Source organism: Nitrososphaera viennensis EN76 (assembly GCF_000698785.1).
GTDB classification, from domain to species: Archaea; Thermoproteota; Nitrososphaeria; order Nitrososphaerales; family Nitrososphaeraceae; genus Nitrososphaera; species Nitrososphaera viennensis.
Window position 1 is genome coordinate 2,502,877 of the sequence record NZ_CP007536.1, and the last position, 25,062, is coordinate 2,527,938.

Genomic DNA, 25,062 nt, shown 5'->3' on the forward strand with positions numbered 1-25,062 from the left:
GAGAAGAGAGAAGCACGAGAGAGAGAGCATCACTTGGGCAAGAAAGAACTCGCCGCAATGTTTTCGCAAAACCCTGACCGCTATTACAAGGTCGCGCTGTTCGACCAGATGGGGTTCCAGCGCAGGCAGTGCAACCTCTGCGGCAAGCATTTCTGGACGCTGGCCGCTGACAGGCAGTCTTGCCCCGACCATGAAAATTACGGCTTTATCGGCAGGCCTCCGACCAGCAAGCGCCTCGACTATGTCAGCGCGTGGAAGGAGACGGAGAAATTCTTTGCAAAAAACGGCCACGAGATAGTGAGGCGCTATCCCGTCGTGTGCAGGTGGCGCGACGACCTTTACTTCACGATAGCGTCGATAGTTGATTTCCAGCGCGTCATGAACAGCCAGGTCGTGTTTGAACTGCCGGCAAACCCGCTTGTGGTGCCGCAGATGTGCCTGCGCTTCAACGACATTGAAAACGTCGGGCTTTCCGGCCGCCATTACACGGGCTTTTGCATGATAGGCCAGACCTGCAACGCGGACGCGCCAGGCGGCTACTGGAAGGACCGCTGCATCGAGCTTGACTATGGCATGCTCACCCGGGGCCTCGGCATAAAGCCGGAGGAGGTAACGTTTGTCGAGGACGTGTGGATGGGCGCCGGCGCGTTTGGCTACTCGCTTGAATATTTCGTCCGCGGCCTTGAGCTTGGCAACGCCGTGTTTACCGAGTTTGAGGGCGACGAGAACAACTACCGCGTCATGCCAAACAAGATAATAGACATGGGCGCCGGCCTTGAGCGCTTTTCTTGGGTGACAATGGGGACTCCAACAAGCTATGACTGCTGCTTTGGGCCTGTCGTCGACAAAATGCTGGACATGACAGGCACAGACCGCAACGCGGAATTCCTGTCAAACTACTTTGGCGCAGTCGCTTCAAAACTTGAAACGACGGGGGGAAACGTCAAGGAACTAAAGGCGATCCTTGCCCGCGAGATGGGCCTCTCTTACGACCAGCTCGCCAGGATGGTCGCCCCGCACGAGGCCGTGTACACGGTCGCAGACCACGTGCGCACGCTGCTCTTTGCAATATCCGACGGCGCGCTCCCGTCAAACGTGGGCGGGGGATACAACCTGCGCGTCATCCTGAGAAGGGCGCTGTCGATACTGGAGCGCCTGAACTGGAACAACGTCAAGCTAGAAGACGTCGCCGACATCCAGATAGACTACCTTGGGCAGATGTATCCTGAGCTTGAGGAGCACCGGCAGGACGTGCGCACAATCCTCGGGCTAGAGTCCGGCCGGTACACCGGCTCGCGCGAGCGCATGAACGGCATAGTGGCGTCGCTGAAGAAGGCCAAGAAATCATCCGGCGAGCTTGAAGTCTCTGACCTCATCAGGATGTACGAGTCTGACGGGATAACGCCCGACTTCCTCGTGGAGCAGGGAGTCATTTCAAGCGTGCCGTCCACGTTCTACACGAAACTTGCAGAACTGCACACGAGCGTCGCCGGCGGCGGGACGGAGAAGGCCAAGCCGGTGCGCGGCCTTGAAGGCCTGCCTGCCACGGAACTCCTCTACTACGAAGACGAGTCGATACGCGAGTTTGACGCCAAGGTGCTCAAGGTGGTCGACAACGGCAAGTACGTCGTGCTTGACAGGACCGCATTCTACCCGCGGGGAGGCGGGCAGGAGCCGGACACGGGCGAGATTTCCGGCGCCAAGGTTGTTGAGGTGACAAAGCAGGCAGACATTGTGGTCCACAGGATAGAAGATGGCGGCAAGCTGCTGCATGAAGGGCAGGCCGTGAAAGGCATCGTGAACGGACGCAGGCGCGACATGGTGACCAAGCACCACACCGCGACGCATGTCATCAACTCGTCTGCAAGGAACAACCTCGGCTCGTGGGTGTGGCAGAACTCTGCCTTCAAGGAGGAGAGCTATGGCAGGCTCGACATCACGCACCACTCGGCGCTGTCAAAGGAGGAGGTGCAAAAGATAGAGCAGACCGCAAACATTGCCGTGCGCAAGAACCTTCCTGTCGACATCAGGTTCTACGACAGGGGGGACGCCGAGCAGAAGTACAGTTTTCGTATCTACCAGGGCGGAGTGGTGCCGTCAAACAACGTGCGCATCGTCAACATCGACAACTGGGACATCGAGGCGTGCGGCGGGACGCACGTCAGGCGCACGGGCGAAATCGGGCTGATAAAGATCGTAAAATCCGAGAGGATCCAGGACGGCGTCGTGCGCCTTGAATTCGTTGCAGGCGAGGCAGCGGTCAACTACATGCAAAGCCAGGAAACCCAGCTGTCGACTATAGCGCAGGCGCTTGGCTCAAGCAGGGAAAAGGTGCTTGAATCGTTCACAAAGGCGATGGACGACGCGGAATCGGCAAAGAAAAAGCTGCGCATCATGCTTCGCACCGTCGCAGAGACGATGGCAAAGAGCGTGTCAGAGCAGGCGAAGAACCTCGGAGACGTCAAGCTGTACAGCACGTACGACGAAGAGCTGGACGAGGACTACCACATCGCGGTGGGGGAAAAGGCAATCGAGATTGACCCGTCGCTCGTGTACGTGGCCCTGGTGGCAAAAGGCGCCGGTATGAGGGTAATCGTGTTCGCAGGCGAAAAGGCAAGCAAGCGCGCAAGAGCCGGCGCCATAGCCAGGCAGGTATCGGCCAAGCTCGGAGGCTCTGGAGGCGGGGACGACCGCTTTGGGCAGGGCGGCGGCCGGCTGAAGGAAAAGATCAAAGAGGCTCTTCTATCTGCAGAAGAGATGGTAGTAGCGGCAAAGAAGGCGTCGTGATGATTTCATATGAGCAGCATTACTGACTGGCGCGCAATAGAGGAAAAATGGATCAAGAGGTGGGATGAGCAGAAACTCTTCCAGGCAGACCCAGACCCTTCAAGGAAAAAGTATTTCGTCACCGTCGCCTACCCGTACCCGAACTCGCCCCAGCACATCGGGCACGGCCGCACCTACACGCTTGCAGACGCGCACGCCCGCTACATGCGCATGAAAGGCTACAACGTGCTCTTCCCGATGGGCTTTCATTATACAGGCACCCCGATCCTTGGCATGTCGCGAAGAGTGGCGGCCGGCGACAAGGACCTGCTTGACACCTTCCACAATATTTACAAATTAGCTGACGATGTCATCGCCACGTTTGTCGAGCCGGTGAAGATAGCAAGCTACTTCCACAACGAGATCAAGCAGGGCATGAAGGAGATGGGCTACTCGATGGACTGGCGCCGCGAATTCACCACCATCGACAGGATATACTCCAAGTTCATCTCGTGGCAGTTCCGCACGCTCCAGAAGAAAGGGTTGATAGTGCAGGGGTCGCATCCCGTGGGCTGGTGCCCCAACGACCAGAACCCCGTTAGCCAGCACGACACGATGGGCGACGTCGAGCCGGATTTCACCGAATACGTGCTGGTCAAGTTTGCGCATGACGGGCTGGTGGTGCCTGCGGCGACTCTCCGGCCGGAGACGCTGTTTGGCGTCACCAACATGTGGGTCAACCCAGACGTCGAGTACGTCGAGGCCAAGGTGGACGGCGAGCGCTGGGTGGTGAGCAGGGAAGCCGCGCGCAAGCTGGAATTTCTAAACCATGCAGTCGAGATAGCAAAAACAATCAAGGGGAGCGAGATGGTCGGATGGCAGCTGACAAACCCGCTCAACAATGCCAGGGTGCCGATGTACCCCGCGTCGTTCGTGGAGGCCGACAGCGGGACGGGGATAGTGATGTCCGTCCCTGCGCACGCGCCGTACGACTACCAGGCCCTTGCAGACCTGAAAAACGACACGGCGACGCAGCAAAAATACGGCATAGCCGCAGTTGTCGAGCCGGTAAAGATAATCGAGTCAGAGGGCTACTCTGGAATTCCAGCAGCTGAAGCAATAGCCAACGTTCCTGCAAACAGTAGTGGCGACAGGCTGGAAAAGGCGACAAGCGACCTCTACTCGCACGAGTTCTACAAGGGCAGGATGATGATGCAGAATACCGGCAAGTACGCCGGCAAGCCAGTCTCTGTGGCAAAGGAGGAGCTGAAAGCCGAGATCGCCTCTTCCGGCCTGGCTTCTGTCATGTACGAGCTGACGAACAAGCCTGTGAGATGCAGGTGCGGAGCCGAGTGCGTAGTCAAGCTGTTAAACGACCAGTGGTTCCTCAACTATGGCGACAAGGAATGGAAGGCCCTTGCGCACGAGTGCATCCAGAAAATGGACATCGTGCCGCAGGACATCCGCCAGGAATTCGACTATGTAGTCGACTGGCTGCGCGAAAGGGCGTGCGCCAGAAAGTCCGGCCTTGGCACGAAACTGCCGTGGGACCCTGAATGGATAATCGAAAGCCTGTCGGACTCTGTAATCTACATGGCCTATTACACGATTGCCAAGTACGTCAACGACAAGACCATACCGGACACCGAAACAATCTCTGACTCGTTCTTTGACTATGTGCTCTTTGGGCAGGGCGACGCAGAGGCAGTCGCCCGGGAATCGGGCGTGCCTGCAATAGAAAAGATACGCGCAGAATTCAAGTACTTTTACCCGGTCGACTCGCGCCATTCAGGACGCGACCTAGTGCCAAACCACCTGTCGTTTTTCATATTCAACCACGTCGCCATCTTTGACCGCGACAACTGGCCTAGGCAGATCGTAGTCAACGGCTCGGTTCTCATGGAAGGGAAAAAGATGAGCAAGTCGCTTGGCAACATCATCCCGCTTCGCGCGGCAATACGGGAGCACGGGGCTGACACCATCCGCCTTGCGATGCTAGTCTCGGCAGAGATACTGCAGGACGCAGACTTTTCCTTTGACACTGCAAGGGGGATAAAGTCCAAGCTCGCAGGCGTCCTTGAGATGGCCGAGAGGGTAAAGGATGCTGCTGCCGCCCATGCGCAGGCAGAACAGGTGGAAGACAGGTGGCTTGCAAGCAGGCTTGTGCGCACCGCCGCGCAGACGGCCGAGTCGATGGACCGGCTGCGCGTAAGGGAAGCAATACACCACATACTCTACGCGCTGGAGCAGGACCTGCAGTGGTACGACAGGCGCGTGCGCGCAAAGGGGCGTGAAAACTCGCCGGCAGTCATGTCTGCGTTGAAAGAGTACGTCAGGGCGCAGGTGCAGATGCTTGCGCCATTTGCGCCGTTTACTGCAGAGGAGGTGTGGGAACGCCTTGGCAGCAAGGAGATGGTAACTGAGGCAGGATGGCCGTCAGCAGACCAAAGCAAGCTCGACATCATGGCAGAAGAATCCGAATTTCTTGTGCAGGGCCTGATTGCCGACATTGCCAACATCGTCAAGGTGACAAAAATCGCGCCCAGAAAAATCGTGGTCTATGCCTCGGCCGGCTGGAAAAGCCATGCCTACAAAACCGTGCTTGAAAACATCGCTGCCGGCAGGACGAACTTTGGCGACATGATGAAGCAGCTGATCGCAAGCCCTGAAACATCCAGGGTAAAGTCGGACCCGAACCTTGTCAAAAAGATGCAGGACGACATACTCTCGACGCCGCTTGAGGCGCGCAGCAGGCGCGCAACGCTGGCAGGCTTTGACGAAGTCTCTGCGATCAAGGACGCGGCTGGACTGCTTGGCAAAGAGTTCAACGGCGCAGAGGTGCTCGTCTACTCTGAAGACGACGCTTCAAAATACGATCCAAAGGCCAAGGCCAGGTTTGCAAGGCCGTTCAAGCCGGCAGTGTACATGGAATAATGCCAATAATCTGTCCTAGTCGGTACAATGTATGTGTGTGTGATATATGGCAGCTGAACCCCAAGATGGGAAATTTCATTATTGCCAACTAGCCTGGTATTATGTGCCGCTTGGCTGGTTATCAAGTGATGTATTTGACAATCGGCGCTTGCAGAGTACACGCTAATCATAAATGCACATGTCACGTACAGTACCCTGTGTACCGATAAATGGCCGCGCTGGGAGAAGAGATTGCAGGCTCGTTTTCTTTTGACGTGACAAAGAGGATGCTCAACGCACTGGAAGCAAGCGGGCCGATAAACAGGACCAATCTTGCCCAAAAAACAGGGTTGAACTACAACGTTTGTTTGAGGTATATCAAGATGCTGAGCGTGCTTGGGTGGATAGAAATGTGCTCTTCTGCCAAAGGCGATTGCGTTTCCATCACCGAAGTCGGAAGGCAGGTCAGCGCCAAATTGCTGGACACCTCCACAAGCACAATAGCAGCCGCCTACAATACGGGTGGCGGGCGGGCCGCCAGGGGTCTTCAAGGTGAAGAGAAAGAGGGACGGCAACAGCAACAACAACCGCAGCCGTCCGGCCACGCTCTGTCTGGAGGGGAAGAAAAGGTCAAGAGGTTTGCTCAAACCAGCAGCAGCCTGGCCGCTGGTGCCAAAAGCAAATCGCGTAACATCATGATAGTGGATGACGAACCCGATATAGCCGTGACCTACCAGTACTTTCTGGCATCGGAAGGCTACAACGTGGAAGCATTTTCAGACGCATACAGCGCGCTGCGTGAATTTACAAGACACTCTTCCTACTACGACCTCATAATCCTTGACATAAGGATGCCCGGGCTTAATGGGCTCCAGTTATACCAGAGCCTCAAGGGCATGAATCCTTCCTGCAAAGTCATTTTCATATCTGCCCTTGACGCCGCAAGGGAGATGGTCAGCATCCTGCCAGGGGTCACTGCAGACGACATCATGAAAAAGCCGGTCGACAAAAAGTCATTCTTGAGAAAAATCAACGAAATCTTTAGCTAGGGCAGCTACGGCACAAAATCGCCGTCACAGCCTCTCCTGATCTGCTGAACCGTCTCCTGCTGTGGCTTTTTTTCATTCTTGCGAATCAGTTAGTTGGTTAGTTATCTGCCAATAAGCATCAGCGGATCAGTTACCCGTCAATGAGCGATGCTTAATTCATGCATATCACATATCCTAGCCCGTGGACAAACTAGATCCGTCGGAATTCAAAACTCGTACAGGTACAGCCACTCAAGAGTTGTCGCAAAAGGCGCAGTCTGCCAAGATGAGGGTCGAATTCACCATACCAACGAAAATGTGCGGAGAAGTGGTGGAGGCGTTTGAAACAATGAACCAGGAGGCCATGATCTATGAATCAAAAACATGCGGGTGCAAGAAGCAAAAATACACTATCGATATCCACAGGGGGACGGGAACCATGGATTTGAACGACTCTGACCGGAGAACCATAGTATCCATTGTTGACTCTGACCTGGCAGAAGGACTGGTGAACCTTGTAAGGACAGTGGTAGGCAGAGACGGCTCGGCTGTAGTTCTTTCAGAAGTGCACAACCTGGTGCACCTCTGACCTGCTTTTTTTACAACAGCAGCAAGCACACTACCAATTTTTTCTTGTCCGGCACTGGCGCTTGCGCACAGTAACACATTGCATGCCGAGTGCCATTCATTTCTGGCCGCGCTCCCGCTTACGCCTTAGCCTGATTTATCAGGGTGCTTGCCTGAAAGGGGCAGGCTAAACGCAAACGTCGCGCCCCTGCCATCTCTGTTGTTCTTGGCCCATATCCTGCCGCCGTGCGCTTCTACGATGCCTTTTGAAATGAACAATCCAAGCCCCGTGCCCTTTTCCGACTTGCTGGCAAACTTTGTAAACAATCTTGGCAATATTTCGGGATCTATTCCTGAGCCGGAATCCCTGACTGAAAGGATGGCAAACTGGCCGTCATCGTTCAACTCTTTTGCAAGAGTGATCCACACGGTTCCTCCTCCGGCGAACTTGACGGCGTTGCTCAGGAGGTTGTACATGACCTGGGTTATCCTTCCCCTGTCCGCATTTACGAAAACATCCCTGTCTGGGCACGAGAACAAAAATTTTACTTTGTTGCCGACATCGGCTGATTTCTCCATGTCCGCAGCGACGTCTGTTATCACGTTGTTCAGGGAGAATATTTCCTTGTCCAGCCGGAGCGACTGGCTCTCTATCCTTGCAACATCCAGCAGGCTTTCCGTGAGCCTGTTCAGCCTGTTTGCATTTCTGTTGATGATTCTAAGCAGGTTGTGGTGCTCGCCATTACCACTACTACCACCACCGCCGTTGCCCTCTTTCTGGTACAGGATCTCTGTCAGCCCGATTATTGGCTGGATGGGCGTCCTCAGCTCGTGAGCAGCTATGTTGATGAACTCTTTTTGCGTCTCGTTGTGCACCTTCAGCTGCTCGTACAATTGCCTTATTCGCTCGTACAGTTCCGTCTGGTGCCACAGGCTCTCAAATATCGAGGCGTACGACAGGACCGTGGCCTTGCTGTTTGAATACGTGGCAAGTCCCATTGCTTCGATGGAGGTTTCTTTCGTGTCGTCCTTCAGCTCCACGGCCAGCGAGTATTTCCTGTCTACCACCAGGAGCGAGACCCCGGTTCGCAGGGACGGCTCGATGCCTCTTATCTCGATTTGCTGCTGCAACCTTGCCTTTAGTTTTCTCGCCGTGTCTTTGATTGCGTCATCAATTGGCGTCATGATCCTGATTTGCAGGTCGCGTACTTCTTTCGCCTTCCCTGTCAGCATCTGTACCAGTCCTGCACGCTCCTGGCGCCTGAAAGCGTTGGAAGTCGAGAATATCGCCAGAATCTCGTTCTTGGCCGAAGAGGCAAGCTCGAACGCCAGGCTCTGGACCCTGTGAGGGTCGGTTATGGTCTCGATTGATTCCAGCTGGACGCCTGCCTGCAGTTCCCTGATCCTCTTTTCCGCAGGCAACGCCTTTTCCCACAGGGTCTCAAAGAAATGCTGCTGCTGCTCTACAAATTGCTGGACGGTGCTCCGGACAAGTTGCGACGGGGGCCGCCCATTCTTGACGTTTGCGCTGGCCCTGTAATCCCTTCCGTCGGCTATGCCAAAATTGCCCTTGACCTTGTCCAGGTGGCGCAGCTCTGCTATCTTCATCAGTTTCTTGCAGTCAGGGACGTTTTCCCTGGTTATCTCGGTGATGAACCTCAGCATTATCCCCCTGTTTTTGAGGTCAAGGAGCCCCTTCCATACCGGCTCGACCCTGACAAATGCACGCGGCCCGGTGCAATCCATGCAATTGTCAAACCTTTTCGTTATGGTGTGAAAGCCCTGCAGCGTGATGTCGATTATGCGCTCCGTGCCGAACACCACCTCGGTCTTTTCAGGCTCTATCCCTTCTTCAATCTCTCTTATCTTGTATTCTGCCGGTATGGCCTTGCTCCATAGCGTGTCAAAGATGTACTGTCCCTGCCTTACCATCTCTGGGGCATTGCTGTAAATGACCTGCGTGAGGGGCTTGCCCTTCTCCAGGCAGGTGGTCGCCATGTACTCCTTTTCGTTGACTGCAATGCCGCCCCTGACGCCGTCCAGGTGGCGCAGCTCGTCAACCAACTTCATCAGTTCTTTGCAATAGCCGACGTTGTCCCTTGTAATTTCGGTAAAGGCCCTTATTTTTCCGCCCCTTTTCCTGATGTCGATGTATCCATTCCTGTACGAATCGATTTCAACGACTATGGACGGCCCCTTGCTGTCAAAACAGATATCCATCTGCTTTTTTACATTTGACATAAACTTGATTCCCTGGCCTACTGCACTCTCTACGCCGTAAAGAACCTCGGTCTTTTCTCCTTCTTTGCGGCTAGATGATAATTCAGCCATGAAACCCTGTCACTATATAGGATCAGGAAATAATAAAGTAAAGTGGTTGGCTGGAATATAGTTGCCTGCCCTGTCACCTCAATTATTATAATATCCTGCCGTTAAATTTCAAAATTAGCCATTTTTTTCACGATCTTATCTTACCTGACCCTTCTCTTGGCCCTTATCGATGACGCCAGGTACAGGACAAAGCCGCCGGCGACCATGCCAAGCCCGTACAGCGAGACAGCGCCCCTGTCGTAGTACGTCCCAAGGCCCACGACCAGCCCGCCCACTATCAGGAGGGCAATCCCTACGCGGGCGGCGCCGGGCATCTGCACCTTTGGCTTTGACGACAATACGCCTTCTATTGCCGCGGCGCCGTTAGATAATCCATTTGGTTTTCTGCTTGCCAATGTTTTTATTGCTTCCCTGGCCATCAAGTGCACGCACATACAGAGATGAAGGTCGCAGTCGTGGGCATCGGCGTCGCCGGCGCATACCTCATGAACCGGCTTTCTGACATGCACGACGTTCACGTGACGGGCTTTGAGCGCATGCCGGAGGACCAGCATGACGCCGTGTGCGCATGGGCCACGTGCGAAAACGTCATGTCCGGCCTTGCGAAAAACTGCGGCCTCAATTTCGACGAATATGTCCTGCACCAGGGCAGGCACATGAAGGTCGACCTGAACTCTGACTATGTTGATCTAAAGCTGAAGGGGATGGTCAGCTATGACAAGCTGAAACTAATCCAGGACATGATAAAGGGGACCGACATCAAGTTCGGCAGGGCGCCAAGAAAGGAGGAATTAGAACCGGATTTTGACCTCATAATCGACGCGACAGGCTTTCACAGGAACTACCTGCCCCGCCTCGAAAACGAGCTGTGGATACCCTGCGTGCAGTACAAGGTGCGCTACAAGCCTGGGCGCGAGCCCTTTGACGATTTCTACCTGAAGGCGTTCCCGTCGATGACGGGCTATTTCTGGTACTTCCCTCTTGGAAACGGCTACGCCCACATCGGCGCCGGCGACTTTGCCAAGGCGCACAACCCGCTTGTGGAAGAGTTTTTGAAAAAGCACGAGTGCGAAGCCGTCATCAAAAAAGTGGGAAGGCCGGTGCGCATCAGCCCTCCTGCAAACTGCGAGCCGTTCACCGACGGCCGCAAGTGCGTGGGCGTGGGCGAGTCGATAGGGACCGTGTTTGCGCTCCTCGGCGAGGGCATAATCCCGTCGACCTGGTGTGCCGACCTGTTTGTACAGAACATGCACGACCTGCAAGCGTACCGCGACGCGGTGATGAAAAAGTTCGAGATCTATTCGCTCATCTTCAAGTTCGTGCAGCTAAAGATACAGGGCAAGTTCAGCATGGTCCGGCACGCCGGCGACATGCTCAAGATCTACCTGCACATGAAGGGCGAGGAAGACAGGTACGGCATGGCCGTCAGGATGGCCGACATGCTCAAGGTGTCGCAGATCTAAAGCTTTAAAAATCGTGCCGGGACAGTGAGGTTGATAGATAGATATGCATACCGATTCTTCCGGGCACTCGCACGATAATCATTCACATCACGATCATCCTCATCCTCATGATCATTCCCACGATCACGGGCAGCACTCTCACGAGCATGAGCAGGCCCACGCGCTAGAGCAGCAGCTGAACGAGATGGTCCAGCAGGGCAGGGTGCTGGAGGCGTACATGAACGACGTCATGAACCGCCAGGCGGCGGTCGGCAGGATGCTTGAAGAGGCTCGCATCGCGTCAGCCACCATCCAGGGCATCAGCGCAGAGGCAGACAGCGAGACTCTGATGCCAATAGGCATTGGCGTGTACGTCAAGACAAGCGTGCCGGCGGCAAAGAAGCTCCTGGTGAGCCTCGGCTCGGGAGTCACCATCGAAAAGAGCAGGGACGACGCGCTCAACTACGTCGAGGCGCGAATCAAGGAATACGAGGTGGCCATGAGGCAGCTTGAGGGCCAGCGCCAGCAGATCGCCATGCAGATGGAGCAGGTCCAGCAGCAGGTGAACATGATGCTCCGCGCCGCCCAGTCGCGCCAGGGCTAATCATAACAAACGCGTGCGATAGAGATGTTTGACAAGCTCAAGAAGGCTTTATCCGGAGCCGCAAAGAGCATCGGCCAGAAGGAGATAAGCGAAAAGATACTCGACGACACGCTCCTCGACCTCCAGATAGAGCTCCTTGAAAGCGACGTCGCGCAGGAGGTGGTCGACGACCTTTCTGCCAGGCTGAAAAAGGACCTGCTTGGGCTAAAGCTGGAAAAAGGGCAGGATGCAAGCCAGGTAATCGAGTCAAAACTACAGGAAATAGTTGCCGGGATTTTTGCCCGCGCAGGCAGGCTTGACATCGTGGAGAAAATCCGGGCAAAAAAGGAGGCAAAGCAGGGCCCGTTTGTAATCGTGTTTCTTGGCATCAACGGCACCGGCAAGACCACGACTGTCGCCAAGGTGGGAAACCTCCTGCGCAAGAGCGGCATTTCTGTAGTGGTCGCCGCAGGCGACACGCACAGGGCCGGCGCCATCGAGCAACTGACGCAGCACGCCGAGCGCCTGTCTCTAAAAGTGATTGCGCAGAGGTACGGCGCAGACCCGTCGGCGGTCGGCCGCGACGCAGTTGACTATGCGAAAAAGCACTACATCGACGCCGTCCTCATAGACACCGCCGGCAGGATGCAGACGTCCAAGAACCTCATGGACGAGATGTCCAAGATCGTCCGCGTGGTCAAGCCGGACATCAAGCTTTTTGTAGGCGACTCGCTTGCGGGAAACGACACGATAAACCAGGCCCGCGAGTTCTTCCAGTACGCCAACTTTGACGGCGCCATCCTCACAAAGATAGATGCCGATGCCAAGGGGGGCGCCGCGATTTCGATAGCGCACCTCACCTCAAAGCCGATTGCCTATGTGGGAGTAGGCCAGGGATACGACGACATGATACCTTTTGACCCCGACAAGTTCATCACGTCGCTGTTTGGAAGCGCGGCCGTGAGCGTGCAGGACCTGATGTCAGCGCCGCTCCCGCCTCCTCCTCCTCCTACTACTACTATACCACCGCGTCCTGAGCAAGAGCCAGAGGCACAGCAAGAAAAAGAACCAGAGCCGCGGCCCGCGGCTGCGGCGGCAAGCGCGTCGCCGCTTTTTCCTTCGCGCGTAGAACAAGAGCCTGCAAAGGAAGAGCCAAAGAAGGATGACGACCGCGACCTTCCCCCACCTCCTCCTTCGCCGCCCGTGCAGGCAAGCCCTCCTCCGCCTCCACCGCCGCCCTCATCACCGCCTCCCGCGCCGGAACCTGTCGTGAGGGAAGAGCCGAGAGCGGAAAAGAAGAGCCGCTTTGGAGGGCTGTTTGGCCGCAAGAAAGATGATAACAGCGAGGACAGGCGCAGGCGCGAAGAGGAGGAAGAACGACGCAAGGCCGAAGAATCGAACAAGCGCAAAGAAGAGGAAGAAGAGCGCCAGCGCAGAAAAGAGGAGGAGCAGCGCAAGAAGGACGAGGATCAGCAGCGGAAAAAGCGCGAAGAGGAGGAACGCAAGCGCAAGGAGAAAGAGGAGAAGAAAAAGCGCAAAGATGATAAGGATAGCAAGAAAGACGATGTTGTATACCTGACAGATGAAGACATTGAAGACCTCCTCAAGTAGCAGCAAGCGCGACCTGCTCAGCATGCAGGACCTTTCGGCCGCAGACATACAGGCCATCCTGAAATTGGCGGCAAAGCTAAAGAAGGAGCAAAAGGCCGGCAAGGCCCGCCCGCTCTTGCGCGGAAAAACCCTTGGCATGATATTCCAGAAACCATCAACGCGAACGCGCGTCAGCTTTGAAGTGGGCATGAGCCAGCTTGGCGGAAGCGCGATATACCTCGGCTCAACCGACATCCAGCTTGCCCGGGGCGAGACCATCGAGGACACCGCCAAGACCCTTTCGCGCTATGTCGACTGCCTTATGGCCCGCGTCTACGACCACGCAGACGTGCAGAAACTCGCCGCCTCTGCGTCGATACCTGTAATTAACGGGCTTTCAGACGCGTTCCACCCGTGCCAGATACTTGCCGACCTCCTGACTATACGGGAGCACAAGAAAAAGCTGGAGGGCCTGCGCATGGCTTGGCTTGGCGACGGCGACAACGTCTGCAACGACCTCCTGCTGGCTGCCGCAAAGACAGGCATCAGCATGGCAGCGGCGTGCCCCGCCGGCTATGAGCCGCTTGAAGGCGTTGTAAAGACTGCCAAGGCAGAGGGCAAGAAAACCGGCGCCGAGATAACAGTCACCGCAGACCCTGCCACGGCCGCAAAGGACGCCGACATTGTCGTCACCGACACGTTCATCTCTATTGGCAAGGAGGGCGAGCGCGCCACCCGCGAATCCGTGTTCCTTCCAAAGTACCAGGTAAACGCCGGGATGATGCGGCTTGCAAAAAAAGACGCGATTTTCATGCACTGCCTGCCGGCAAAGCGCGGCCAGGAGGTGACGGCCGACGTCATCGACGGCCCGCAGTCTGTTGTGTGGGACGAGGCGGAAAACCGCCTGCACGCGCAAAAGGCCGTCCTGTGCATGCTCATGAAGAAGGCTGCCTAGCAGACTTTTTCTTCTTGCGTCTCATGTACCACACGGCTATTGTTGCCGCCAGGCCTGCCAGTACGACGGCGCCTACTATGGTAAACGCCGCCGACAGCTCTTCTGCGACCGCGTTCCACGCCCCGCCCACGTAAAACCCGACAAGGGTGAGGGCCGTGGACCACACGAGCGAGCCGGCAAACGTAAAGACCGTAAAACGCGCGATCTTCATCCCGCCGATCCCTGCCGGTATGGATATGAGCTCCCTGACTCCAGGCACCATCCTTGCGGCAAACACTGCGGCAGGGCCGTATTTTGCAAACCAGCCTTCCGCCTTTTTCAGGTCGTCCTCGCCCATGCGGATGTACCTGCCGTAGCGGAGGATTGCCGCGCGGCCAATCTTTCTGGCAACAAGGTAGATGACGATTGCCCCTGCAGTAGAGCCCAGCGCGCCAACCGCCGCCATTCCGAGCGCGTTTTCTAGGCCGAGGCCGTTGCTCTGCGCCGTAAAGCCGACCAGGGGAAAGACTATCTCGCTTGGTATCGGCGGAAAGACCATTTCAAGAAACGCGGCCGCAAACACTGCCGGGTAGCCGTACTGCACTATCAGCAACGAAATGCTGTCTGCGACCTGGGAAAGCAGCCCCGCGCTCGCAAGGACTATGACAGCAAGGGCCGCTCGCATCGCAGTATATCCTGTACCTGTAAAAAGATATAACATATATGTTATCTCTCTAAGGCGCAAGTGTTGCGCCGGACCCAGTTCATCAACCTGCCCCTGCACACCGGACACCCGCCGGCCTACCTCATGCGCCGTATGGTCAGGCTGTCGCACGCAATGGCAAAGGTCCTGGTGGACGCCTACGGCCAGCAAGAGTTTTTGCGCAGGCTCTCCGACCCGCTGTGGTTCCAGGCGTTTGGCTGCGTCCTTGGCTTTGACTGGCACTCTTCCGGCGTCACGACGGTCGTGACAGGCGTGCTAAAGCAGTCGCTTTCGCCCGACGTGCACGGCATCGCAATAGCGGGCGGCAAGGGCAGAAAGTCAACCTCTGCCATGTCTGACATTCCAAAGCTTGCCGGTGATTTCGGCCTGTCGTCTGCAAAGACCGAGTCGCTGCTGTACGCAAGCAAGATGTCTGCCAAGGTGGACAGCGCGGCGGTGCAGGACGGCTATTCGCTCTACCACCATGCGATATTGTTTGACGAGCGAGGCGACTGGGCGGTGGTGCAGCAGGGCATGAACGCGGAGAACAGGATGGCCCGGCGCTACCACTGGGTATCTGACAGCCTGAAACAACAAGGAGGGTACGTGCTTGCGCCGCACGCCGGCATAATCTGCGAGCAGAAAACGGCAAGGACGCTTGACATGACCTCCAAAGAGTCGCAGGAAAGCCAAAAGGTCTCACTCGACCTTGCGCGGGGCGACACAAACAACCTGAAATCGTCGATATACAAGCTGACGGCTGAAAACACGCTTGACCGGTGGCTGCTGGGAGGAGAACCTACAAAGAACATGACCGGCTACGAGATGCCCCGCCGGCTTGACTGGGACCTTTTCAGCAGGATATACGACGTCCAGCCGAAAAACTATGAAGAGCTCCTGTCGATGCAGGGAGTCGGCGCGGCCACGGTGAGGGCGCTTGCGCTCGTGTCGGAACTCATATACGGCACGCCGGCGTCGTGGCAGGACCCTGTCAAGTACAGCTTTGCCCACGGCGGCAAGGACGGCGTGCCGCACCCCGTTGCGCGCAAGGTCTACGACCAGTCGATAAAGTACCTTGAAGGGGCAATAGACGGCGCCGAGCTGGAGCGGGAGGAGCGCACCGCCGCGCTGAAAAAGCTGGCGAAATTTTCAGAGACCATGTTCCCGTCTTCGGAAGGAGAAGGAGGGGAAGGGCAGTTAAGTTAAAAATAGCAGCTGCGCGAAAAACCTGCGTGCATACATATGGCTAAAGTCGTTGTCGGCAAGGCGTCAGAGATAGGCCCGGGCCAGATGGCCCACGTGACGGCTGGCGGAAAGGAGGTTCTGGTGGCAAACATCGGGGGCGTGTTTTACGCTGCAGGAAACACCTGCAACCACGCCGGGGCAGAGCTCCACGAAGGGACGCTCGACGGAAAAGAGCTGACCTGCCCCTGGCATGGAGCCAAGTGGGACGTCACTACGGGAGAGATGATCTGGTTTCCACAAAAGCTCAAGCCTATTGGCTCGTACAAGGTGTCGGTGGAAAACGGCACCGTCTACGTGGAGGTCTAGGCAAGCCTCTTTTTTACGGACCTGACCTTTGCTTCGAGGCTCTGGTCCTTGTCAAGCCTCTCGTCTATTTTTACCGAGGAGATTATCCTTGCCGTGCCGGCCTTTTTGACTGCGGCGTGCGCGGCCTTTATCGCTGCGAGCACCGCGGAAATGTCCTCTGCCTCTATCTGGGTGCCAAGCGCCGTGAGCGTGGCTTTGACGCCTTTTGTTTCTCTGATGGCGTCAAACGCAAGCGCAACCTCCCTGCCCATGCTGGTACTGCCAGTTACCGGAATCACGCTTATCTCTGCGTGCACTGCCATATGCACCAGAGAAAACGTGCGGCTGGGCTAAAAACACTTTTACTTCTTCTTCTTTTGATCGCTGATCCGCCGCATGGCAGAGGCAAAGTCTGTAAGTGGCACTATCTTGACGGTGTTGAAAGCTGAAATGCCTGCCTCGATGCAGAACGTCTCGATCCCGTGCGCGTTTTCGGCCTCGACGATTATCGTCCACTCGTGCTCCAGCACCGAAAAGTAAAAGCCGACAATCTTTTTGACGCCTGTTTTTTCCATCGATTCCTTCATCTTGCTGTCCATCTTGTCGGTGATTTCCTTGCTGCGCGCGTTGTTGAGCGGACACGACTCAGGACTGTGCCTTGCAAAGACGCCAAAAAGTGAGGCCATATCGCCTGTCAATGATGGCATAGCTATAATAACAGTTTTTCCGTGGCTTTTTATTATCCGGCCCCCAGATCCTGCTTGCCATTGAACATAGCCGAGTTCATGTCGACGCTTCCCCAGAACGTGGTAAAGGGCGAGTCTGTAGAGCTGCCAGAGCACGCGATTGAGCAGATGTTCAAGCTTGCCGGCCTGAAAAAAAGCGACACCTTTTTCCACCTTGGGTGCGGCCAGGGATGGGCAGTCGCGCTTGCCGCCAGGAAATTTGGCGTCAAAAAAGCAGTAGGTATAGAGATAGACGAAAAGGCGGCCGCAAAGGCGCGGCGCAAGACAGCCCGGCTGAAAAATGCCGAGATAGTGGCAGGCGACATCCGCGACGCGGACATCTCTGGCGCCACCGTGGTCCTGTTCTGGTTCAGCGATCCCGGGATCGTGGACGCCATGGTCAAGAAATTCAGAAAAGAGCTGAAGGAAGGCGCCCGCGTAATCACCATCTGGTCCCCGCCGGGGATGATGCTTCCGCAAAAGGTCGACTTTCCGTTCTTTGTATGCACCAAGCCCTTCAAGTATGCGGCGTCTGTCAGGCAGCAGATAAAGGCAGTCTATGGCAACAAGTGCATCGACTTTACCGCCGCCTGGCTGCTTGCCGAGCGCTACATCGACGCGCTCGGGGTCGTGCCGGGCCAGTACCGGCGCTTTGTGAACATGCTGCAGAGCATGGTGATATGGATAAACGCGTGGAACATGGGAGTCACGTGCGAGGACGGCGTGCCGCCGCCCGTCAATGCGTACCTGGGCATCCTGCGCGAGTTTTTCGGCATCGACATGAAGGACCTGTTCACGCGGGAGCCAAAGGACGAAAGCATGACGACGATGGTATCCCCAAACGACAAGATGGGCTGCTGCTGACAAGATAAAATAAGGTTATTACTTGCTTTTTGCAAAATATGTACCTGTGAGGCCGCGTCCCGAGTTTGACCCTGACAGGATTGCCTTCCACGTCGCGTGCATCGACCACGACAGGGCAAGCCTGCTCGTGTCCGGCCTGCTTGAAAACATGGCCCGTATGGTCGGAGTAGAGCCTCGCCTGGAGACGGGGCCGGCCGAGCTTGCCTTTGGATGGACCTTTTACACTCTTTCCGTAAACAAGGACGTCGCCACGCGGTTTTCCGGCCTGCCGGAAAGCGACATACTGCAGTCCAGGGGCGCAACCTTTGATCAAAAGTTTGCCACGTGGCTCAACCGCCAGCTTGCGGCAAGGATGCAGGGCGTGCAGGTGCGGCTGCTGTCCGACCTGAAATCGTCTCAGTTTGGATTCTTTTAATAACAAGCACTGCCGTATGCCTCCCTGTGGACCCGCGGGTGAAAAAGGCCGTCACTGCCAAGATAGACGAAGCCATAGCAAACGCCGGCGAAGTGTACAGGATACAGTCAAGCCTCGGGATTGCTGGCGGAAGCGACTTTGCCTTTGGCATAGCAATCGGCCGTATCTACAACTCGTTCCACTACCAGACACGGCGCATCCTCGGGCGCAACGCGACGGACGCCGAGTTTTCCGAGTTCCTCTCGCTCTTGTCCGGGCGCACGCCTGAAATCCGCCGCGCGTTTTCGAAATAGCAGAGGGATGCAATAGCTGCGCGCCCGCCCATGACAGGCGCCGCCGCAAGCTCGCCCCTCGCAGCTTGCAGTAAAAATGAGCGTAGAAATCTTCTAAATCTTTTTAAGCTACCAGCTCCCTCTCACACAAAGCTTGGCTCTAGACGTGTCGTCATCGGGGGAGGACATGGTGCTGCTGACGCCTGACGAGATAAACAGGTTCATCCTGAACCTCAAGGTGCGCTATGGCGGCTCGGGGCAGCAACAGCAACAGCAGCAAAAGAAAAAGTCGGTCAAGGCCATACACGCGTAGTAAAAAAGAGAAACAGTTCGCATCATAAACAAAAAAGACAGGCGGATAGTGACCTGTTATCGCCATTCTTCGGCGCACATTTGCCTAGCTAGGTTATATGGTCCCGGACAACCCAAAGATTATAACCTCATGATGATAGAACTCGCAACGTTGGATATCAAACTTGTCAAGGCCCACATGAACCTGCCGGTACCCGCACTTGTGGAAAGGATACTTCAATCCAAGGAGGGAGTGCTCTCGTCGACGGGCGCGCTCTCTGTCAGGACAGGCAAATTCACAGGCCGGTCGCCGGACGACAAGTTCATAGTCGACGACGACATCACGCACGGCACCGTCGACTGGGGCAAGGTCAACCGCCCTATATCTGAAGAGAACTTTGACAAGATCTACCGCAGGATGAAAAAGCACATCGAGGACAAGGAGCTGTTCGTCTTTGACGGCTACGTCGGGGCCGACCCCGAAAACCGCCTTCCAATCAGAGTCATAAACAACCGCGCGTGGCACAACCTTTTTGCCCGGCAGATTTTCATCCGGCCCGACAATCATAGCGAGCTGCAAGACTTCCAGCCCGAGTTCACGCTGATCTCCGCAGACGACTTTGCCGCATCCCCTGCAAGCGAGGGCACCCGGACAGAGACATTCATAATAATCAATTTCAAGCGCAAAATAGTCCTCATCGGCTCGACCTCGTACGCAGGCGAGATCAAAAAGGCCATGTTCTCGATAATGAACTTCCTGCTGCCGAGAAAGGGCATATTTCCGATGCACTGCTCGGCAAACGTGGGCAAGGCGGGAGACGTCGCCCTGTTCTTTGGGCTTTCCGGGACAGGCAAGACGACGCTTTCTGCCGACCCGGAGCGCAGGCTTGTGGGCGACGACGAGCACGGCTGGTCCGACAGCGGCATCTTTAATTTTGAGGGCGGCTGCTACGCCAAGTGCATCAACCTGAAAAAGGAGCACGAGCCGCAGATCTGGAACGCGATAAAGTTCGGCTCGCTGATGGAAAACGTCGTCCTTGCAGACAGCAAGAGGGAGCCGGACTTTGCCGACGGCAGCCTGACAGAGAATACCCGCGTAGTTTATCCCCTCGACTTTATCGACGGCGCGATAATCCCAAGCGTCGCCGGCCACCCGAAGGTCATCATATTCCTGACCGCAGACGCGTTTGGCGTCATGCCCCCGATCGCGAAACTGACAAAGGAAGGCGCCATGTACCATTTCATGTCCGGCTACACCAGCAAGCTTGCCGGGACAGAGCGCGGCATAACAGAACCAAAGGAAACGTTCTCGCAGTGCTTTGGCGGGCCGTTCATGCCGCTGCACGCCCAGCAATACGCCAAGCTTTTGGGCAAAAAGATGGACGAGCACGGCACGCGCGTCTACCTGATAAACACGGGATGGACTGGCGGGCCCTATGGCATCGGCAAGCGCATGAACCTCTCGTACACGCGCGCGATGGTGACTGCCGCGCTTTCAGGCGAGATTGACAGGTCGCCGGTAAAGCACCACGACATTTTCAACCTCGACATGCCGACGTCGTGCCCCGGCGTTCCGTCAGAAGTGCTCGACCCGAGAAACACCTGGCACGACAAGGACAAGTACGACGCCGCGGCAAGGAGGCTTGCGGCGCTGTTTGCCAAGAACTTTGAAAAGTTCGGCAGCGTGTCAAAAGAGATAGCAAGCGCCGGCCCAAAACCGTAAAAGGAAAAGAATGAATGAATGAATGGTAGCCCGGAGCAGATTCGAACTGCTGTCTCCAGGTTTCTTTTCTCTTCATGAGATCCAGAGCCTGGAATCCCTAGCCCTACCTTTCTTTTCTACCTGGGAGATTGGCCACTAGACGACCGGGCTGACCAACAAAACGGCTACGTGTCCTCTATTTGACTCTAACGCTTTGTGTTGACCTCGCGTATTACCTGCCCGTATTCCAGCTGTGCTTTTTTGCGCATGTACGGGATCAGGCGGTAATGGATGGAGTACATGTTCTTGTTCCTGGCTATGATGCCCTTTATCAGGAGCGAGACAAAGCCGCCTGCGACCCTTGACGGCGGAACGCCGGTCGCCCTGCAAAACTCGTTTCTCTTTGCATGGTACTCTTTTAACGTAAAGTATGAGCGGTTGATGTCAAGGATGAGCGGCCAGACGACGTTTTCCCACACCATCCTGCGGTTCTCGGTGGAAGACGCGTGCTTGCCCTTGTCCTCGCTGCTGCTTTTCTCCACGAATTTCTCTTCTTGAGGGCTCTTCAGCATCGTCTTGGGTACATTTAAACACCGCCGGGTTTATAATTTAAGATAATCGCAACTTTGCAGAGTGGTAATTCGGTTAAAGACTCGCTTGACATGCTTGTAAAAAAATGGCCAGTCGACAAAAAGCTGTATGACATGCAGGTGGGAATGCGCGACGATATTGTCGACAATCAGGTAAATGTGGGGGGCGTTGTCTTTCACGTGCCGGCCCTCTCCCGCGATGGCCTGTACGTCCTGTGGAAGTGCCTGTGGCCTGACTGTCACAACTGCTGCGAGAGGCAGGGACGGTTGCCATTAACAAAGGACGACATTACAACAATTGCAAAAAAGCTCGGCTATGACTCGAAAGTAGAGTTTGTACGAAATGAGGCGAGGGTATCGAGCTGGCAGGAGCAGGAAGCCTTTGGAAACATCATAACCACATTGAGCATGCTGTCGCTCAAGCGAAAAAAGGACGAGCGCGAGGAAGAGGACGGCACCCCCTTGCGCTGCCGGTTCCTTGACGACAAGGGCTACTGCGGGATACACCCTGACAAGCCCGGCGTCTGCTGGCTCTACCCCTTTGCGTCGTGGCTAGAGTCAGACAGGTTCGGCAAGCCTGTCGTGCACGCGACTTTCCAGTTCACGGGCGACTGCCCCGGCTTTTACCTTGATAAATCGCTTGACAGCATCATGCCCGTACTGCAAGAGTACGCGCCCAAGATATACAGCTACAACATGGCGGTCCAGAGGACGACGCGCGAAAATTACGGGTTTATCAATTTTGTGAATTTAGACAACATGCCTGATCAATCATAATGATAATTATAATTCTAGAGCACTATCATCTAATCTGTCTGTGTCCGAGTTTGATCAGACCGTCGTTAGTCTATCAAGCGAACCAAACTTAATTAACCAAGCAGCTGGATATAGATACACGACTGTTCTCTTCTCTCAAGCGACCGCACACTCTTGCAAGGTTGCTAACCTTGGATGCTCAGAAACAGAGATGCTATTGCTAACTCTGGAAACATCCAGTCGAGTACTAACTATATGCAAATCAATTACGTGTTCAGGGAGATGCAAAAGGGAGAGAGGAATAGAAAATGACACAAAACAACAATAACAATCGAATGAAAAAATCGCTTATGGTATATTCTGCTATTGTCGCAGCAGTGGTGGGCTAGCTGTTGTCGTCGCGATATCCTTAATCCCGCAGTTTTCACCACAGCCAGTGGAAAGTAAATCAGTAGTAACAAGAATAGAAAGACAAAACGATATCACTGTCCTTGATATCGGCTTAAGAATTTGTGGAGATAGCACAGACCCGATGAAAGTACCGGGCAATCCGGAGAATCCTGCAAAACTGAGTCGAAGTGCTAGTGAGCAAGCTACAATCCAACTCTGTTATTCGGCAGATGCCACGACTAGCAAGGTTTTGTTGTTTGGCCTAGAGTTACACAGAGAAGGACCCGTCACCTTGACTACGATGGAGGATGGTTCAGCTCAGGGGCAGATTGCTAAAGGAATCATTGCATCGATAGGCAAGCCGTCCATCACTATTCGGGGAAGTAGCACATTAGGCGACTCTACATCCGGAAGCAATAATCATGTCATCGATAAATTAAACCTTGTAGTGACCACAAATCCAGACGCTGAGATGGGCAAGCATATGTTTGGAGTCTCTATGTTTAAGCCGGATGAGACGGGCGTAAGTGGTATGCTCTTGATCCAATGGGTATATGTCGACATAGTCGAGTGAGTTTCATGGTCACTAGTCTTCTAACGTTCGATCTTGATTTAACATTGCCAAAATAGGTCGCCTAAATCTATTCATGGAATACGAGTTGGAGGAAAGCAGACAATAAAATTGAATAAAGAAAAGGCGCTGTACCTGGAAAAATGGCTACAGCGCGACGTGACGGTCAAGCTTTGAACCTTTTCGCCACTTCGTCCCAGTTTACCACATTCCACCAAGCTGTCACGTAATCAGCGCGGCGGTTTTGGTACTTCAGATAGTAGCTATGCTCCCATACGTCTAGGCCAAGAAGCGGAGTCAGCTTTTCTGCCTTCCAGCGCGTCCACGGGCTTGTCTGGTTTGGCATCGTGATAAACTGCACGCCGCCGGACGCGTTTTTCACGAGCCAGCCCCAGCCGCTTCCCTGTATTGCGACCGAGTCTGTCTGGAATTTCGTCTTGAAATCTGCAAAACTGCCAAACGCCTTCTTTATCGCGTCTGCAAGCTCGCCTGATGGCTCGCCGCCTCCGCCCTTTTTCATGTTGTTCCAGAACAGCGTGTGGTTGTTGTATCCTCCGCCGTGAAAGTTGACTGCGCCCCTTGCGTTTTCAGGCACGGTGTCAATGTTCTTCAGAATATCGACAGCGTCCATGCTCTGGAACTTGGCGTCCAGACTCCCAAGCGCCTTGTTCAGGCCGTCCGTGTACGCCTGATGGTGCTTGGTGTGGTGGATCTGCATGGTGGTGGCATCGATGTGCGGCTCCAATGCGTCGTACGCATATGGTAATTGTGGGAGAGTAAAGTTAGCCATGAGGTGAGATGGCCGCCGGGGCATATATTGTTTTAGCGGCTCTTAGCTGCTACTGCTGCTTGCCTGCGGGGGAACGCGTGAAAGCGACAGCGCGTGATCGTCTATCATGGTGCCGGCGCCGACGCTTATGCTGTCCACCTTTACTGCAAGCGACGCGCGCTCTTGCGCGTCAAGGCCGTATTTCTCGGCAAGCGCCTGCTTTACCTTTTCAACGGGGTCAGAGATTTCGCCAAAGCCCGACCTGACAGTCACGTCAAGCTTTTTGCCCACCAGTTCGCCCGGTATCTTGCCAGACGTGTCGTTTGTCACCGTGAACACGATCTTGTCTACGAGCACCTCGTGCGGCAGCTGCTCCAGCGCGTTTGCGGTATAGAACACCTGCACGTCCAGCATGTCGATGCTCGTTCCCTGCCTGCCGACCACCGCAGTCCCGCCTGAAAGCGTGCCCAGAAGGCCGCTGTCCACCGGCACGTTGACTATGACAAACCCTTCGACGAACCTGTTGTCGTTATTTCCGCCAAAGAGCTTGCGCAGGTCATTGCACACGATGCCAGTAGAGCTCTGCGGCTCCAGCGTCTTTAGTATCGAGTTGGTGGTCTTGCCGTTGTTCACCACGGCGTTCCAGGTGAACTTGACTGGAAAGTCCTGCTTGTTCAGGATGCCGATGTCTGTGTCATAGTGGCCCGGCCTGAGCGGCCCCTCGCCGCCTGAGATCGTGCCGCACTCGAACTTGGCCGTGTACAGTATGCTGTGCACCTGCAAAGTGCTGTTGTCGTCGTTGCCTGACAGGCCTGGAGCCGCGTTTGAAAACGTCGCAGTCGCGCTGCTATTATTGTTATTGTCACTTACTGCTATGACCTTTGGGTTCTGGTCCCTGTCATAGCCAGCCGGCGCCTGCTGCTGCAAAACAGTATAGTTGCCGTTCTTTACGCCTGTGAGAACTATCATGCCTGCCGCCGGGTTTGCATCGTCCCTGCCGCCGTCCTGCACGCTGTACGTGCCTTCGCCCGTGTAGGGGCTTGGCGTGATAGAGTACGTGGCGCCTGTCAGGAGCAAGCCTTTTGAAATCGTGACGATTGTTATCGAGCCTGCGCCCTTGCCTCCTCCGTCCTGCGCCGCACCCGGGCTGTTCTGCTCCCTTGGGAGCGACACTGCTATTGCGGCAATGGTTACTGCTGCGGCAAGCGCTATTGCCAGCGCAAGGCTCTGCTTTGGCGACAACAAAAGCACTATTGTTTTGCTTGCGCGGTAATTAAACCGTCGCGCCCGGATCCCATCACGATTAAATATGCAAATTGTGGAATTGAGC

Annotated in this window: 25 protein-coding genes and 1 tRNA gene; 17 read left to right on the forward strand and 9 right to left on the reverse strand. The window is 55.3% G+C overall.

Features of this window, described 5'->3' with window-relative positions:
• Positions 1 to 33 precede the first annotated feature (33 nt).
• From alaS to NVIE_RS14380, 4 genes are all read left to right on the forward strand, one after another.
• Positions 34 to 2,787: an alanine--tRNA ligase gene (alaS, locus tag NVIE_RS14365; protein WP_075055870.1), complete on the forward strand. Its 2,754-nt coding sequence runs from the start codon at positions 34 to 36 to the stop codon at positions 2,785 to 2,787.
• Between the two features lie 9 nt (positions 2,788 to 2,796).
• A complete protein-coding gene (gene leuS, locus NVIE_RS14370; RefSeq protein ID WP_075055871.1) occupies positions 2,797 to 5,700 on the forward strand; it encodes a leucine--tRNA ligase in 2,904 nt (967 codons plus the stop codon).
• A gap of 209 nt (positions 5,701 to 5,909) precedes the next feature.
• Complete coding sequence (locus NVIE_RS14375; protein WP_075055872.1) at positions 5,910 to 6,728, forward strand: response regulator; 819 nt, start codon at positions 5,910 to 5,912, stop codon at positions 6,726 to 6,728.
• Positions 6,729 to 6,966: 238 nt separating this feature from the next.
• The gene (locus tag NVIE_RS14380; RefSeq protein ID WP_075055873.1) at positions 6,967 to 7,296 is read left to right on the forward strand and encodes a hypothetical protein; all 330 of its coding nucleotides are present in this window, start codon (positions 6,967 to 6,969) and stop codon (positions 7,294 to 7,296) included.
• Positions 7,297 to 7,421: 125 nt separating this feature from the next.
• Here NVIE_RS14380 and NVIE_RS14385 read toward each other — a convergent pair whose 3' ends face one another.
• Entirely contained in the window at positions 7,422 to 9,605 is a 2,184-nt protein-coding gene (locus NVIE_RS14385) for a sensor histidine kinase (RefSeq protein WP_075055874.1), read from the reverse strand.
• A gap of 140 nt (positions 9,606 to 9,745) precedes the next feature.
• Positions 9,746 to 9,943, reverse strand: a complete 198-nt coding sequence (locus NVIE_RS14390; protein WP_144239787.1) for a hypothetical protein — start codon at positions 9,941 to 9,943, stop codon at positions 9,746 to 9,748.
• A gap of 84 nt (positions 9,944 to 10,027) precedes the next feature.
• Here NVIE_RS14390 and NVIE_RS14395 point away from each other — a divergent pair, with 84 nt between their 5' ends.
• Genes NVIE_RS14395 through argF form a run of 4 tightly spaced genes read left to right on the forward strand, consistent with a single transcriptional unit; the run spans position 10,028 to position 14,175 of the window.
• A complete protein-coding gene (locus NVIE_RS14395; protein WP_227717403.1) occupies positions 10,028 to 11,068 on the forward strand; it encodes an NAD(P)/FAD-dependent oxidoreductase in 1,041 nt (346 codons plus the stop codon).
• Between the two features lie 43 nt (positions 11,069 to 11,111).
• A complete protein-coding gene (gene pfdA / locus NVIE_RS14400; protein ID WP_075055877.1) occupies positions 11,112 to 11,651 on the forward strand; it encodes a prefoldin subunit alpha in 540 nt (179 codons plus the stop codon).
• Between the two features lie 24 nt (positions 11,652 to 11,675).
• The gene (gene ftsY / locus NVIE_RS15995; protein WP_075055878.1) at positions 11,676 to 13,241 is read left to right on the forward strand and encodes a signal recognition particle-docking protein FtsY; all 1,566 of its coding nucleotides are present in this window, start codon (positions 11,676 to 11,678) and stop codon (positions 13,239 to 13,241) included.
• On the forward strand, positions 13,213 to 14,175 hold the full coding sequence (argF, locus tag NVIE_RS14410) for an ornithine carbamoyltransferase (protein WP_075055879.1): 963 nt from the start codon (positions 13,213 to 13,215) through the stop codon (positions 14,173 to 14,175). Before ftsY ends, argF begins: the two co-directional genes overlap by 29 nt.
• Here the strand turns inward: argF and NVIE_RS14415 are convergent.
• Entirely contained in the window at positions 14,156 to 14,839 is a 684-nt protein-coding gene (locus NVIE_RS14415; protein ID WP_075055880.1) for a DedA family protein, read from the reverse strand. The two genes, argF and NVIE_RS14415, sit on opposite strands and share 20 nt — an antisense overlap.
• A 60-nt stretch (positions 14,840 to 14,899) precedes the next feature.
• Between NVIE_RS14415 and NVIE_RS14420 the strand changes: the two genes are divergently transcribed.
• Both NVIE_RS14420 and NVIE_RS14425 read left to right on the forward strand, forming a co-directional pair.
• Positions 14,900 to 16,063 (forward strand): DUF763 domain-containing protein, encoded by a 1,164-nt coding sequence (locus NVIE_RS14420; RefSeq protein WP_227717405.1) that lies wholly within the window; start codon positions 14,900 to 14,902, stop codon positions 16,061 to 16,063.
• 36 nt (positions 16,064 to 16,099) lie between these two features.
• A complete protein-coding gene (locus NVIE_RS14425; protein ID WP_075055882.1) occupies positions 16,100 to 16,408 on the forward strand; it encodes a Rieske (2Fe-2S) protein in 309 nt (102 codons plus the stop codon).
• Here NVIE_RS14425 and NVIE_RS14430 read toward each other — a convergent pair.
• Both NVIE_RS14430 and NVIE_RS14435 read right to left on the reverse strand, forming a co-directional pair.
• Positions 16,405 to 16,710: an MTH1187 family thiamine-binding protein gene (locus tag NVIE_RS14430; RefSeq protein WP_075055883.1), complete on the reverse strand. Its 306-nt coding sequence runs from the start codon at positions 16,708 to 16,710 to the stop codon at positions 16,405 to 16,407. The genes NVIE_RS14425 and NVIE_RS14430 overlap by 4 nt on opposite strands.
• 39 nt (positions 16,711 to 16,749) lie before the next feature.
• Complete coding sequence (locus NVIE_RS14435) at positions 16,750 to 17,073, reverse strand: hypothetical protein (protein ID WP_075055884.1); 324 nt, start codon at positions 17,071 to 17,073, stop codon at positions 16,750 to 16,752.
• 81 nt (positions 17,074 to 17,154) lie between these two features.
• Between NVIE_RS14435 and NVIE_RS14440 the strand changes: the two genes are divergently transcribed.
• The 5 genes from NVIE_RS14440 to pckA all read left to right on the forward strand — a co-directional run bounded on the left by NVIE_RS14440 (position 17,155) and on the right by pckA (position 20,677).
• Positions 17,155 to 17,976, forward strand: a complete 822-nt coding sequence (locus NVIE_RS14440) for a methyltransferase domain-containing protein (RefSeq protein ID WP_075055885.1) — start codon at positions 17,155 to 17,157, stop codon at positions 17,974 to 17,976.
• 46 nt (positions 17,977 to 18,022) lie between these two features.
• Entirely contained in the window at positions 18,023 to 18,391 is a 369-nt protein-coding gene (locus NVIE_RS14445; RefSeq protein ID WP_144239788.1) for a hypothetical protein, read from the forward strand.
• A gap of 26 nt (positions 18,392 to 18,417) precedes the next feature.
• Positions 18,418 to 18,684 (forward strand): hypothetical protein, encoded by a 267-nt coding sequence (locus tag NVIE_RS14450; RefSeq protein WP_075055887.1) that lies wholly within the window; start codon positions 18,418 to 18,420, stop codon positions 18,682 to 18,684.
• Positions 18,685 to 18,817: 133 nt separating this feature from the next.
• Positions 18,818 to 18,976: a hypothetical protein gene (locus NVIE_RS15685; RefSeq protein ID WP_158435263.1), complete on the forward strand. Its 159-nt coding sequence runs from the start codon at positions 18,818 to 18,820 to the stop codon at positions 18,974 to 18,976.
• A gap of 132 nt (positions 18,977 to 19,108) precedes the next feature.
• Positions 19,109 to 20,677: a phosphoenolpyruvate carboxykinase (ATP) gene (gene pckA, locus NVIE_RS14455; protein ID WP_144239821.1), complete on the forward strand. Its 1,569-nt coding sequence runs from the start codon at positions 19,109 to 19,111 to the stop codon at positions 20,675 to 20,677.
• Between the two features lie 23 nt (positions 20,678 to 20,700).
• Here pckA and NVIE_RS15045 read toward each other — a convergent pair.
• Positions 20,701 to 20,827: transfer RNA gene (locus NVIE_RS15045), tRNA-Gln, on the reverse strand.
• Between the two features lie 35 nt (positions 20,828 to 20,862).
• Positions 20,863 to 21,228: a hypothetical protein gene (locus NVIE_RS14460; protein ID WP_075055889.1), complete on the reverse strand. Its 366-nt coding sequence runs from the start codon at positions 21,226 to 21,228 to the stop codon at positions 20,863 to 20,865.
• 54 nt (positions 21,229 to 21,282) lie between these two features.
• Here NVIE_RS14460 and NVIE_RS14465 point away from each other — a divergent pair, with 54 nt between their 5' ends.
• Together NVIE_RS14465 and NVIE_RS14470 are read left to right on the forward strand one after the other, a co-directional pair.
• A complete protein-coding gene (locus tag NVIE_RS14465; protein ID WP_227717406.1) occupies positions 21,283 to 22,023 on the forward strand; it encodes a YkgJ family cysteine cluster protein in 741 nt (246 codons plus the stop codon).
• 415 nt (positions 22,024 to 22,438) lie between these two features.
• Complete coding sequence (locus NVIE_RS14470; RefSeq protein WP_075055891.1) at positions 22,439 to 22,966, forward strand: hypothetical protein; 528 nt, start codon at positions 22,439 to 22,441, stop codon at positions 22,964 to 22,966.
• Positions 22,967 to 23,129: 163 nt separating this feature from the next.
• Here NVIE_RS14470 and NVIE_RS14475 read toward each other — a convergent pair whose 3' ends face one another.
• Positions 23,130 to 23,753: a superoxide dismutase gene (locus tag NVIE_RS14475; protein WP_075055892.1), complete on the reverse strand. Its 624-nt coding sequence runs from the start codon at positions 23,751 to 23,753 to the stop codon at positions 23,130 to 23,132.
• Between the two features lie 42 nt (positions 23,754 to 23,795).
• On the reverse strand, positions 23,796 to 24,974 hold the full coding sequence (locus NVIE_RS14660; protein ID WP_084790867.1) for a prealbumin-like fold domain-containing protein: 1,179 nt from the start codon (positions 24,972 to 24,974) through the stop codon (positions 23,796 to 23,798).
• Positions 24,975 to 25,062: the final 88 nt, after the last annotated feature.